This window comes from Caulobacter sp. UNC279MFTsu5.1 (genome assembly GCF_900114015.1).
GTDB lineage: Bacteria > Pseudomonadota > Alphaproteobacteria > Caulobacterales > Caulobacteraceae > Caulobacter.
Window position 1 is genome coordinate 93,890 of sequence record NZ_FORN01000015.1, and the last position, 13,002, is coordinate 106,891.

General features: G+C 68.0%; 10 protein-coding genes. 3 read left to right on the top strand and 7 right to left on the bottom strand.

Annotation, left to right across the window (positions count from 1 at the left end; translation table 11 throughout):
- Nucleotides 1–46 precede the first annotated feature (46 nt).
- Nucleotides 47–1,768, top strand: a complete 1,722-nt coding sequence (locus BM066_RS10995; RefSeq protein WP_018061761.1) for an ATP-binding protein — start codon at nucleotides 47–49, stop codon at nucleotides 1,766–1,768.
- A gap of 10 nt (nucleotides 1,769–1,778) precedes the next feature.
- Here BM066_RS10995 and BM066_RS11000 read toward each other — a convergent pair whose 3' ends face one another.
- The 7 genes from BM066_RS11000 to BM066_RS25950 all read right to left on the bottom strand — a co-directional run bounded on the left by BM066_RS11000 (nucleotide 1,779) and on the right by BM066_RS25950 (nucleotide 11,515).
- Nucleotides 1,779–2,057: a hypothetical protein gene (locus BM066_RS11000; RefSeq protein ID WP_018061762.1), complete on the bottom strand. Its 279-nt coding sequence runs from the start codon at nucleotides 2,055–2,057 to the stop codon at nucleotides 1,779–1,781.
- 167 nt (nucleotides 2,058–2,224) lie between these two features.
- On the bottom strand, nucleotides 2,225–5,254 hold the full coding sequence (locus tag BM066_RS11005; RefSeq protein ID WP_255367551.1) for a TonB-dependent receptor plug domain-containing protein: 3,030 nt from the start codon (nucleotides 5,252–5,254) through the stop codon (nucleotides 2,225–2,227).
- A gap of 287 nt (nucleotides 5,255–5,541) precedes the next feature.
- Nucleotides 5,542–7,029 (bottom strand): Ppx/GppA phosphatase family protein, encoded by a 1,488-nt coding sequence (locus BM066_RS11010; protein ID WP_018061764.1) that lies wholly within the window; start codon nucleotides 7,027–7,029, stop codon nucleotides 5,542–5,544.
- A gap of 73 nt (nucleotides 7,030–7,102) precedes the next feature.
- Nucleotides 7,103–7,549, bottom strand: coding sequence for a hypothetical protein (locus BM066_RS11015; RefSeq protein ID WP_018061765.1), 447 nt, complete (start codon nucleotides 7,547–7,549; stop codon nucleotides 7,103–7,105).
- Nucleotides 7,546–9,774, bottom strand: coding sequence for an RNA degradosome polyphosphate kinase (locus BM066_RS11020; RefSeq protein WP_018061766.1), 2,229 nt, complete (start codon nucleotides 9,772–9,774; stop codon nucleotides 7,546–7,548). The genes BM066_RS11015 and BM066_RS11020 overlap by 4 nt, the downstream gene beginning before the upstream one ends.
- Before the next feature lie 212 nt (nucleotides 9,775–9,986).
- A complete protein-coding gene (locus BM066_RS11025) occupies nucleotides 9,987–10,685 on the bottom strand; it encodes a DnaA regulatory inactivator HdaA (protein ID WP_018061098.1) in 699 nt (232 codons plus the stop codon).
- Nucleotides 10,686–10,798: 113 nt separating this feature from the next.
- Nucleotides 10,799–11,515 (bottom strand): hypothetical protein, encoded by a 717-nt coding sequence (locus tag BM066_RS25950; RefSeq protein WP_143093710.1) that lies wholly within the window; start codon nucleotides 11,513–11,515, stop codon nucleotides 10,799–10,801.
- A gap of 122 nt (nucleotides 11,516–11,637) precedes the next feature.
- On the opposite strand from BM066_RS25950, the gene BM066_RS11030 reads away from it, so the two are divergent.
- Nucleotides 11,638–12,390, top strand: a complete 753-nt coding sequence (locus BM066_RS11030) for an EcsC family protein (RefSeq protein WP_255367552.1) — start codon at nucleotides 11,638–11,640, stop codon at nucleotides 12,388–12,390.
- Between the two features lie 93 nt (nucleotides 12,391–12,483).
- The gene (locus BM066_RS11035; protein WP_089927549.1) at nucleotides 12,484–12,822 is read left to right on the top strand and encodes a hypothetical protein; all 339 of its coding nucleotides are present in this window, start codon (nucleotides 12,484–12,486) and stop codon (nucleotides 12,820–12,822) included.
- Nucleotides 12,823–13,002: the final 180 nt, after the last annotated feature.

A 13,002-nucleotide genomic window follows, 5' to 3' on the forward strand; every position in this document is an offset into this window, starting at 1 on the left:
AGGGCTGGCCCCTCCTGGTGTCCGGCGGTCGGCGGGGGCGTAGCGTATGCGTGTGGCCTGGGACGAGCTGGCGGCGGCCTACAGGCCCGCCGCGATTTCCCATCGGCGCCAGATTCCCCTGCGCCTGTTCGTCATCCTGGTCATCGTCGTCGTCATGGCCTGGCGGCCGGCCCTGAGCTTCCTGGCCCCCTGGGCCGCGGCTTGCATCGCCGCCCAGATCGCCGAGCAGCAGGCCCTGCGCTATTTCCTCGCCCGCGCCGAACCGGGACGGGCGGTGGCCCTCACCCTGGCGACCGACGTGCTGTTGGCCGTGGTGTTCGGCTGGGCCGCGCTGCCGATCTGGGCGATGGGGACGCCGGTGGCGACGGCCTCGGCCGTCGTCCTGGTCTCCGGTTCGGTGCTGACGGCCCTGATGGGCGCGGAGGGTTGCGTGGCGGCCTTCGTGGCGGCGGCGACGCCGCACATGACCTACATGTTCATCCTGCCGCTGACGGCGGCGACGCGCCACGATCCGCTGGCGCCCTATTACCTGGTGGGCGTCGCCCTGTTCACGCTGGTGCTGGGCCTGGTGTTCGCCTGGTCGCGTCGGACCTTCGAGGCCGAGCGGTCGGCGCGGCGGCTCGCCGAGGCCCAGACCGCCGCCAAGTCGGCCTTCGTGGCCATGGTCAGCCATGAGCTGCGCACGCCGCTGAGCGCCATCCTCGGCGGGGCCGGCGACCTGGCGCGCGAGGCCGGCGACGCGCGGGCTCGCGACAAGGCCGCCCTGATCGCCGACGCCGGAGCGATGATGCGCTCGCTGCTCAACGATCTGCTGGACTTCTCGAAGATCGAGGCCGGGCGGATGAGCGTCGAGATCCTGGACTTCGCGCCGGGACCGCTGATCGGCGAAACCGTACGCTTCTGGCGCGACGAGGCGGAAGCCAAGGGGCTGACGCTGGACCTGACCGGCGAGCGGGACCTGCCCGACTGGCTGCGCGGCGACCCGGTGCGCATCCGGCAGGTGCTCAACAACCTGCTGTCCAACGCCATCAAGTTCACGCCGCTGGGCCAGGTTGCGGTGAGCGTCTCGGCCGAGCAGTGGGCCGACGCCTGGCGGTTGGCCGTCGAGGTGTCCGACACCGGGCCGGGCCTGTCGCCCGATCAGATGGCGCGGCTGTTCACGGCCTATGATCAACTGGGACCCGACACCGCGCGCACGTTCGGCGGGACAGGCCTGGGCCTGTCGATCAGCCGGGACCTGGCGCGGCTGATGGGCGGGGATCTGACCGTGCGTTCACCGCCGCAGGGCGGCGCGATCTTCCAACTGGTCCTGCCGATGACGACAGGGGCCGCGCCAGTCGTCGCCGAGCCGCTTCTCGCGCCGCTTTCGGCCCCTCTGGGCGCCTTCGACCGGTCGCCCATGGCCCTGGTGGTCGACGATCACGAGGTCAACCGGCGGCTCCTGAGCCACATCCTGGACGCCCTGGGCGTGCGCGTCGAACTGGCGAGCGACGGCGAGGCCGGCCTAGTCCTGGCGGGCGAGCGGCACTTCGACGTCATCCTGATGGACGTCAACATGCCGGGCCTGGACGGGCTGGAGGCCACGCGCCGCCTGCGCGCCCAAGGGCCCAACAGCGCCACCCCGGTGATTGCCGTCACCGCCGGCGTCTCGGACGCCGAGCGCGCGGCCTGCCGGGCCGCCGGGATGGACGACTGGGTCGAAAAGCCGTTCCAGGCGGCGACCCTGCGGCAGGTCCTGTCGCGGGTCCTGGATCCAGTCCGGGCCTAGCTACGCGAGTTTAGAGCCCGATGTGCGGGATGAAATTGCTGGCCGCCATGGCCAGCGCGCCCAGCACCACGGCGTGGAACACGCCGCCGACGATCACGGTGCGCTTCACCGACCAGCCGGCGTCGGCCGCGAAGGCGCGGGCCAGGTCGTTCTGCAGGCGGCGGGCCGGACCGACGACCGACATGTCGCTGGCGTCGGCCAGCCTCAGTTCGGGCCGCGCGCGGGGCGCTGGAAAGGCGACGATGTGGTCTTCGACGTGTTCGACTTCGACGATCCGCTGCTTCTGCATGGATGCTCTCCCCGTTTATGAGGTCGAGCTTGCGGGGGCCGTGGATAACAAACCGTGCTCGCCGAGCGTGGTTCGGTTGCGGCGGGGTGTCGCGGCGCGGCGAACGGCCAAAAGAAAAGGGCCGGCTCCTTTCGGAACCGGCCCGCCCATCTTTCCAGTCGAAGCGCTTAGTAGGTGAAGCGCACGCCGACCTTGAAGGTCCGGCCGATCAGGCCGGGATAGTGGAAGGTGGTCAGGAAGTTCGGGGCGCTGGCATAGGCGCCCGGCGCGACCGGGGCCTTTTCGTCGAACAGGTTGCCGACGTGGCCGTAGACCTGGACCGAGTCGGTGATCTGCGCCGTGCCGTTCAGGTCGACGTTGACGAACTTCTTGATATAGCAGAATCGCTGGCCCAGGACCTTGTCGCCGGTCGCGTACTGGTTGGCGGTGACGCAGTCGGTGCTGGTCCGCTGGTCAGCGGCCACCGACTTGATCTTGCCGACATAGTAGGCGGTGGCCGACAGGCTGTAGCGACCCCACTCGACCGTATTCTGCCAGTTGCCGCGCCAGTCGGGCGTGCCGTTGCCCGAAGACAGCTGATACGGGCCCAGCGTGCCAGCGTACTTCTGCACACCGCCGGAGGTGTGCAGATCGTACTTCAGCACGTGGGTGACCTCGACGCGGCTGGTCAGCTTGGCGTCGAACGGCAGGTTGGCCTTGGCCGTCGCCGAGAAGTCCACGCCCGAGGTCTTGGAGAAGTCGGCGTTCACGAACGGCGCGTTGATGATCAGCACGCGGGGCAGGGCGGTCGGGAATAGCGGGTCGATGGCGTCGACCAGGTTGCACGAATAGCCCGGGCCCACGGCCGCCACGGCGGCGCAGGCGCTGGTGACGTCGGTGCCCGTGTAATAGGCGTTGCGGGCCTTGGACAGCAGAGGACCAGCCACGATCAGGTCGGACTTCTTCACGTCGTAATAGTCGACGGTCAGGCTGAGCCACGGGGTCGGCTCGGCGATCACGCCCACGGTGAAGCTGCGCGATTTTTCCGGCTTCAGGTCCGGGTTGCCAACATAACCGCCGCCCAGCGAATAGGCCTGGGCGTAGGGGTTGGTATTGCTGGTCGGCGGCGCCGTCAGGCCGCCGTGGGCGTTTTGGAAGGTTTCCGGCGGGGTGAAGGTCGAGAAGCCGGCATATTGGCTGCGCGCGCCCGATTCCGCGAAGGTCGGGGCCCGGAAACCCTTGGAGTAGGTGCCGCGGAACGCCAGTTGACGCAGCGGCGTGTACTTCGCGCCGATCTTCGGGGAGAAGTGGCTGAAGCCTTCCGAATAGTGGTCGTAGCGGCCCGAGGCGTTGATCTCAAGCTGGTCCAGGACCGGCGCCAGCACTTCGAAATAGCCGGCCGTGACGGTGTGCTTGCCGAACGCCGACGAGGTGGTCAGCGAATAGGTGTTCAGCTTGGCATTCTGGTTGTTGTTGACCAGTTCTTCCTTGCGAACCTGGCCGCCGACGGCCAGCTGCATGGTCCCGCCCGGCAGCTCCCACAGCTCCTTGGTGATGGAGGCGTCCAGCGAGTACATCGTCGAGTGCGACGGCGTGGTCACGGTCGGCGAGATGAAATCGCGGACCGTCTGGGTGTTGTTGCCCGGGTTCACGAAGTCGTAGCTGCCGGTGTTGATCGACTTCAGCAGGTTGGCGATGTTCAGGAAGCCGTACTGCTCGATCTTCAGGTTGTCGCGGGCGGCGACGGCGTCGATGCGCCAGTTCCAGTCGCCGCCGAAGTCGCCCTTCAAGCCCGCGGTGCCGCGGTAGACTTCATTGGTGCGGTCGCTGCCGGCCGGAATGTCGCCAAACAGGTAGTAGATGCGGGCCGCGCCGTTCGACGGATCGCCAGCGAAGGTTGCGGCATAGGGGTTGTTCGGGTTCAGGCGACGGCCCGCCGCCGTCGGGTCGGCGCAGTTTGCGCCCGAGGTGCAGATCCAGACCGGCAGCACGATGCCGGGGTTGGTCGAGGCCAGGCTCGCTGACCCGCCGAAGGGTTGGGTGTTGCGCAGGGCGCGCGGCTGGTTCTTGATACTGACGAAGTCGTACGAATAGCTGCCGGCAACGTAGCCTTCGACGTTCTCTCCGAGCTTGAAGCTCAGGCGACCGTTGAGTGCGTAGCGCTCCTGCTTCGGCTGGATCTGGTTGTAGAGATCCACCAGATCATACTTGCAACCCGTGCCGCGCGAGCCGCCGCTGGTGGAGGTGTAGGTCCCGGCCAGGCAGGTTCCCAGGCCGAGCGACGTGTAGTTGCTGTAGGGCTGGGTGGCTCCCTTGGAGTCGATATAGGTGCCGTCGGGGAAAGGCTGCACGCCGCCCGACAGTGGATTATTCAGGTCGCTTTGGGTGGTGCGCACGACGACCGCGGTCGGCGTGGCGGTCGTCAGCGAGCTGTCGGCGGTGTTGTTGTCCAGGCCGCCGATCGGGCGCAGATCCTGGGTGTTGTAGGGGAAGCCGCGGCTGTGGCTGGTGACGCGACCGTCCTTCTGGTACTCGCCGTTGACATAGAAGTTCCAGCCCTTCTCGGCGTAGTCGCCATAGCCCAGGGTCAGGTCGAAGCGCTGATGGCGCGCGTCGCGTTCCTGGCTCTGGCCGAATTCGGCGCTGCCCGAAATCCCTTCGAACTGCTTCTTGAGGATCAGGTTGACGACGCCGCCGATGGCGTCCGCGCCGTAGCTCGATGAGGCGCCGTCCTTGAGGACTTCGATACGGTCGATCAGGCTGAACGGGATCGAGTTCAGGTCGACATAGGCGTTGTGGCCGTCGTCATTGATCGGGAAGTTGGCCGAGCGCAGGCCGTCGACCAGCACCAGGGTCGAGGAGACGCCCAGGCCGCGCAGCGAGACGGCCGATCCGCCGGCGCTGAAGCCGCTCTGGAAGCCGGTGCCGATCGAGCCGGCGCCGTCGGCCGAGACCGAACGGATCGCGTCCGTCGCCGTCGTCATGCCGGCGCGTTGCAGGTTCTGGGAGGTCATCACCGTGACCGGCGAAGGAGTCTCGGTGTCGGTGCGACGGAACAGCGAACCGGTGACGACGATCTCCTCGACCTCGGTCTGGTCGGCGGGAGCGGCCGGCGCCGCGGTCTGAGCGGCGGCCTGGCTGGCGGCGAACAGGGTCGCGGCCACGCCGCAGATCATCGAAGACGCCAGCAGGCGCTCGCGAAGGAGTTTAGTCGTCAAAGGCGTGTCCCCACTGCATGGCCGCGCAGTTCGTGACGCGGCGGAATGTCGGTGTTCAGATTTTCTGATTCCGAGGGCAGCAGGGCTACAGACTATTGAGACTCTGGGTCAAGCACCCTTGCATTAATGAAATGTAACGTGGTTATTCGGTCACTTATGCAGGCATATCGTTTCACGATAGAAACATGAACAACCTTATCGTTTGTCGATAGGCGCCAACGCGCCAGCGTTGAACAGCGCCGCTCTTCTGACGCAATACACCTTTTACATGCATCAACGTCAGGCTCTCAGAGCGCGGTAATTTTGAGCTTCAGGCCCAGCAAGGCGGCCAGGGCGCCTGCTCTTTTGGCGGTCTGCTCGCCCAAAAGCAGGTCGGCGTAGCCCGGTTCGGCGGCCAGCAGCAGGTCGCCCTTGTCGATGGCCAGCCGCGACCGGGCCAGCAGGGGCGCGCTGCGGCCCGACAGGTCGCAGCCCAGGCGGATGGCGGCCCCGACGGCCCGGGCCCGCTTGAGGCGGCCGGGCGACAACAGGCGCTCCAGCACCTCCATCTCCGGCGGGGTGAAGGCCGTGGCGTGGCGGGCGAAGGCCGCGGCGGCCAGGAAGGCCCGCTCGGCGTGGGTCTGGCCGGCGATCGGCGCGCGCAGCACCTGCTCGAACACCAGGTCGGCGCGATGGTCTGGATGCAGCCGCGCGCCCAGATCGGCCAGGCGGCAGGCGGCCGAGGCCAGGACGGGGTCGCGCTCGCCGAAGCAAGGCGGCAGCTGGGCCAGGGCCGGAGCCAGCCAGGCGTCCAGCGCCGCGCCCAGCTCGTCGGCCACGCCTTGCCTGGCCCCCAGGGAGGCGCAGCCCTCGATCAGCGGGTCCAGCCGGCGCACGCCGGGCGGCATGGCCTCAAACAGCAGGCCCTCACGCACGCCGTAGGCCGAGATCTCGATGCGCTTGAGGTCCAGGCTCTCGATCAGCTGCTCCAGAACCACGGCCGCGTAGGGCAGGGTCTCCGAGCGCTTGCGGCTCATGCCCTCGATGCGGTCGAGCGAGCTTTTCGACTGGTGGGCGACCAGGCGGGCGGCCTCCAGGGCCTCGTTCCGGCTGATGCTGTACTGGTGAACGACGTGCAGCGGATAGTCGCTGAGCCGCATGTGCAGCAGGGCCAGGTTGCGCCAGGCGCCGCCGACCGCGTGGAAGACGTCGGCCTTGAAGGCCTGGGCCGCCGGCGCCAGGCGCTGGGCGCACAGGCGGCGCACCTTCTCCAGGTCGAAGCCGTCCGACAGGCCCAGGCTGAACGGGCCCAGAGGCAGGGTGACGCCCAGGCCCGCGCCAGTGCTCTCCAGGCGGATCAGCTCCAGGCTGGCCCCGCCCAGGTCGCCGACCACGCCGGTGGCGTCGGGCGTGCCGGCCAGGACCCCGACGGCGGCGTAGCGGGCCTCTTCCTCGCCCGACAGCACGCGGGTGGAAAAGCCAGTCTCGGCCTTGATCCGCGCGACGAAGGCGGCCCCGTCCTTGGCCTCGCGCACGGCGGCGGTGGCGGCGATGAAGGTCTCGGCCGGCTTGACCGCCTCCAGCACGGCGCGGAAGCGCTTCAGCGCCGCCAGGGTCTGGGCCACGCCCTCGGGATTCAGCCGGCCGCCATCGCCCAGGTCACGGCCGAGGCCCGCCAGGACCTTCTCGTTGAAGACCGTCCAGATGGCGCGGCCTTCCAGCCGGTACACCACCAGGCGGACCGAGTTGGAGCCGATATCGATAACGGCCGCGTCGCGCGGCGCCGCAAAAGGCATGGGCTTGGTTTAGCGCATTGGGCGGGGAGGGGAAGGCGGCGCGCGCAAAAAGGTTTCGCCGGTCCACATGCGCCTAGGACAGGGGATGCGGCGTGACCATCGGCAGCGGCTCGTTCAGGGTCTTGCGGCAGGCCCGCAGCCGCCAACCCGCCGGATCCTTCTGATAATAGCAGGACCCGAAGCTGACCGGCCGACCGTGCTCGCGGCGTCCGCCCTTGGTCATGGCGTAAGCGCCGTCGGGACTGATCAGCAGATGCTCCACCGGCTTGGGCCGCGCCGGGCAGCGGCCCCAGGACCGGCCGTGGTCCATGATCCGCCAGCCGGGCCGGTAGACCGTCCCGGACCTGAACAGCCCCCGCTCGTGGGCCTTGGCCCAGGCCTGGTCCGCCGAGTCGCCCGCCTCGGTGTCGCCGGGAACGGCGGGCAGGGCGAAGATCGCGCAGATGTCGGCCTGCTCGGCTGGACGTGGGCCGCAGGCGGTCAGGCTCAGCGCGGCCAGGACGACGAGCCCGCGCCTCACCCCCGCTTGCGGGGCCCCACGTGGTCGAAGGCCTGCGGCAGGTCCTTCACCTTGTGGCCCCGGCCCGACAGGCTGGGATTGGTCATGAAATATTCGTGGGCCGAGAAGGCGCCCTTGCGGTCCCAGGCCGGGTCGCGGGCGTAGTGGCCCTCCGGATCGAGGTTCCAGCTCTGGGCCTCGTCGTTGAGGTTGGCGACCATGATCTGGTTCAGCACCTGCTGGTGCACGGTCGGATTCTCCACGGGAACAAGGCTCTCGACCCGGCGGTCGAGGTTGCGCGGCATCCAGTCGGCCGAGCTGATGAACACCCGGGTCTGCGGGCCGGGCATGGTTCCGCCGTTGGCGAAGGCCACGACGCGGGCGTGCTCCAGGAACCGGCCGACGATCGACTTGACCCGGATGTTCTCCGACAGGCCCTTGATGCCCGGGCGCAGGCAGCAGATGCCCCGCACCACCAGGTCGATCTGCACCCCGTCCTGGCTGGCGCTGTAGAGGGCGTCGATGATCTGCGGGTCGACCACGGCGTTCATCTTGGCCCAGATCGCCGCCGGCCGGCCCTCGCGGGCGTTCTTGGCCTCGGCCGCGATCATGGTCAGGAGGTCCGGCTTCAGCGTCTCGGGCGAGAACGACAGCTTCTCCAGCCCGTGCGGCTGGGCGTAGCCGGTGATGAAGTTGAACAGCTTGCCGCCGTCGCGGCCCAGGGCCGGGTCGCAGGTGAACAGGCTCAGGTCGGTGTAAACCCGGGCCGTCTGCGGGTGATAGTTGCCGGTGCCGAAGTGGCAGTAGGTGCGCAGGGCCTCGCCCTCGCGCCGCACCACCACCGACAGCTTGGCGTGGGTCTTCCAGTCGACGAAGCCGAACACCACGTGCACGCCCGCCCGCTCCAGGTCGCGGGCCCATTTGAGGTTATTCTCCTCGTCGAACCGCGCCTTGATCTCGACCAGCGCGGTGACGTTCTTGCCGTTGTCGGCCGCCTCGATCAGGGCCGCGACGATCGGGCTGTCCTTGGACGTGCGGTACAGGGTCTGCTTGATCGCCAGCACATTGGGGTCGCGCGCCGCCTGGCGGATGAACTGCACCACCACGTCGAAGCTCTCGAACGGGTGGTGGACCAGGATGTCCTTCTCGCGGATCGCCGCGAAGCAGTCGCCGCCGTGGTCGCGGATGCGCTCGGGGAAGCGGGCGTTGAACGGCTTGAACTTCAGGTCCGGACGGTCGGGCGGGATCAGCTCGGCCATCTGGGCCAGGCCCAGCTTGCCGTCGACCAGCACCACGTCCTCGGGCGCGGCGCGCAGGCCCTCGATGATGAAGTCGCGCAGGTCGTCGGGCATGGTGGTCTGGATCTTGACCCGCACCACCCGGCCCAGGCGCCGCTTCTTCAGCCGCGCCTCGAACTCGCGCACCAGGTCCTCGGCCTCTTCCTCGATCTCCAGGTCGCTGTCGCGGATCAGGCGGAACAGGCCGCGGCCCTCGACCTCGTAGCCGGGGAACAGGTGGCCCAGGAACAGGATGATGAAGCTCTCCAGCGCCACGATCCGCCGCTCGCGCTTGCGCGTGCTCTTGGCCGGCGCCTGGGAAAGCTCCCAGAACCGCTGCACCTGGCTGGGCACCGGCACCAGGGCGTACAGGTGCTTGTCGTCGGCGATCCGCCGCAACTTGAGCGCCAGACAAAAGCCCAGGTTCGGGATGAACGGGAACGGGTGGGCCGGGTCGATGGCCAGGGGCGTCAGCACCGGGAACATCCGGGTCAGGAAGATCTCCTCGGCCCGCTCGCGGTCGGGGCCGGCGATGTCCTTGGCGTCCAGCAGCTTGAGGCCCTCGCCCCACAGCTCGGCCCGCACCTCGCGCCAGATCCGCTGCTGCTCGGCCATCAGCTCGGCGGCCGAGGCGTTGATCCGCGCCAGCTGCTCGCCCGGCGTCAGCCCGTCCTGGCTGACCACCCGCACGCCCTCGCGCACCTGGCCCTTCAGGCCGGCCACCCGGACCATGTAGAATTCGTCGAGGTTGTTGGCCGAGATCGACAGGAACCGCAGCCGCTCCAGCAGCGGGTGGCGCGGGTTGGCGCTCTCCTCCAGGACCCGCTGGTTGAAGGCCAGCCACGAGGTCTCGCGGTTGAAGAACCGCTCGGGCGAGGCCAGCAGCTCCTCGTCCAGCCGCAGTCCCGCCAGGTCCGGCGCGGCCGGCGAGGGCGCGGCGGGCAGGTCGAGGGCGGCGGCGTCGGTCATGGGGGTCTCCGGTCAGCTGTGTACAGAGTGACGGACGGTGGTGACAGGAGCAAGACAAAGGGGGCGGGGGTTCACTCCATTGTACTGCCGCCGCCGAAGGCCCCCTCAGTCGCTCCGCGACAGCTCCCCCAGAGGGGGAGCATCTGTACGGCGTAGATACTCCCTCTCTGGGGGAGGCAGCCCGGAGGGCCGGAGGGGGCTGCGCCGCCGCCTCAGTCTTCGTCGTCTTCGGGACCCCCGAAATCCAGCACCGCCAGGGCCAGGGCCTTGTTGACCTCGCGCCCCTGGTCGATGGACGCCTCGTCCAGGGCCGCCACCGCAGCGAGGGCCGCCGGCGCCGACCTCGGCAGCCTGGCCATCAGGTAGGGATAGAGGTCCGCCGCCGGCCGGATGCCCGCCGCCTCGAAGCCGCGCCGCAGCACCGCCTCCAGCACCACGTCGTCGGGCTCCTCGATGCGGGCCACGGTCAGGGCGTTGAGCCGTGATCGCAGGTCGGGCACCGCCGCCTCCCAGGCCACGGGCGAGAGGCGGCCGGTCAGCAGCAGGCTGCCGCCGTCGACCCCGGCCATGTTGATCAGGTGAAACAGGGTCTCGTCGTCGACCAGGTCGCCCTCGGCGCGCCGGTCGGCGTCCTCGACCAGCAGCGGCCGGCCGCGCAGGGACGCCAGGTCCAGCGGCCCGCGGCCGGTGGAGGCCGCCTCGACGACCACGGCCGACGTCCGCCGCGCCCAGTCCCGCGCCAGGTGCGTCTTGCCCGTCCCCGCCGGCCCGACCAGGGCCAGCCGCCCGTCGGGCCAGGCCGGCCAGGCGTCCAGGCTTTCCAGCGCCTCGGCATTGGTCGGCGACGACGCGAACGACTCCCGGTCCCAACGGGGCGGGACGATCAGCGGCAGTCGGAACTGACGAGGCAAGGCGGCGTCCGGACAGGGTTACTCGGTTACCGGAGATATAGGGCCGGGAAGCGGGCAGGGCGAGGTGGGCGGACGGTTTGGCTGGGGATGAGGGGCGGGGAGGTGTGGATGGGCTAGGGAGTGGGGCCAATCTTCTTTGGCGCCGACCCGACATTTTGAGATGGAGGCTTGGATTCTATACGCTCCTTCTCGATTGGAGATTCTTGAGAGACTTTGCCTGCACTCTTGGTTGGCCCATTCAAATAGACGCCAAAATTCTGCTGGGCCAACGCCCACACCAATCCTGCGGCGCAGAGCGCCAGCGACATATTGTGCCAAAGCTTGGCGCCTTCGTTCGCCCTAGATATTTCGACTGTAAGATCTTTCTGTTTACCCTGGGCGGATTTGAAATCTGCATCAGCCTCGGCATGCCCTTTGATGTGCACATCAACGATATTTTTGTAGAGCCGCCGTATCTCATCTTCCGCTTGATCGCCGTATACAATTTTGGCCAGCTCGAGGGATATAGGCATTTCGGAGACTGCTGGCTTGATCAGTTTTGAACGATCCATGGCATTCATAGATTTTCGAAAATATATGGCCTCACTCATTCTTAAAGCCCTCATATACAGGAGGTTCCATATGGCTATTCCACCAACGACAAGGCCTGATCCGAGCAAAAACATCGGAATTGTTAGAGCTGCTAGAGCAGTGTCCTGATTAGGAGCATTCGCCACAATATTAGAGAGCGCCAGAAACGATGCGCCGTTTGTGGCGGTTCCTGTCCATATCAACCTCTGGAATAAATCGTCATGTTGATCTTGCGGCGGCACTATCGGATTGTTCGTCATGCTAAATCCCCCAACCAACGACGCTGTATGATGTGATCTTTCCGATCTCACCATCCATTTTGGGCCTTGCTAGGACTATGGACAATCTAGTTGCGAGTGATGATAGCCAGAGACAGGCATATATGACCGCTATGCCCCCCACCTCCCAAGACCTCGCCGCCTGGCGCGCCCGCATCACCAAACCCGCCGGGCCGCTGGGCAAGGCCTCGCGGGCCGTGCAGCGGAAGATCAACACGATCATTCCTGAGAAGGTCCACGCCGCGATCACCGCCGCCATGGAGGGCATGACCCGAGCGATCCTGACCGGGGCCGACTTCGCCACGGCCTCGCCGCTGCGGGACGCCACGCTGGAGCAGCGCGAGGCCAGGGTGGCGGCCGCGATCCAGGGCTGGAAGACCGCCGCCGGGGCCGAGGGCGGGTTCGCTGGGGCGGGCGGGTTCCTGCTGGCGGCGGCCGATTTTCCGCTGCTGATGAGCTTCAAGCTCAAGCTGCTGTTCGAGATCGCCGCCCTCTACGGCCATGACGGGAGCGTGCTGAGCGAGCGGCTCTACATCCTGCACGTCTTCGAGCTGGCCTTCTCGGACGTCGAGCACCGCGTCAAGGTGCTGGAGGCCATGGACGACTGGGACGCGCGCGCGCATCCGACCGACCTGAAGGGCTTTGACTGGCGTTCGTTCCAGCAGCAGTACCGCGACCACATCGACCTGGCCAAGCTGGCCCAGCTGCTGCCCGTGGTCGGCGCCCCGGTCGGGGCCGTGGTCAACTGGCGGCTGACGGCCCACCTGGGGAAGACGGCGATGATGGCCTACCGGATGCGGTGGGTGGCGACACAAGGGGAGGGCGGGGCGGTTCCGACCGGGACGCCGCGTCCCTGACGACCGGTTCGCGGCAAGATTGCATCCGGCGACCTCATCGGCTTCAATGGTCAAGCTGTCGAAGCGCGCCCGCCGGGCGCGGAGGAGAACCCCATGCGTCTGTTCGGCGCCGCCCTGTGCGCGGCCTTCCTGTCCCTGGCCCCGGCCGCCCACGCGTCCGACGCCCAGGCGGGCTACATCACCAACATCATCCCGTTCGGTGATGGCGGCGTGATCCTGTTCGATCACGACGGGTCGCGCTCGCCCCGGCCGGCCTGCGCCACCCTGCCGCAACGCTGGGCGTTCAACGCCTCCGGCGCCGGCGGTCAGGCGCGCCTGTCGGCCCTGCTGACCGCCTTCGCCGCGCACAAGCGGATCGAGATCTCCGGATTGGCCACCTGCAGTCAGTGGGGCGACACCGAGACCCTGAGCTATTTCGTGATCAAGGACTGAGGGCGGGGCGATGCCCGCCGCCGGGGACACGCCCTCGCGGCGTGTCCCCCGGTTTCGCACGGAGCCAGGCGGTCGGGGACGCGCCGCAAGGGCATGTCCCCGTCATTGCGGCGGCCAAGCCGCTGGAATCCCTGACCTAAAACTTTAATCCCCGCACCCTCTCGGACCGGCCGTATCCTG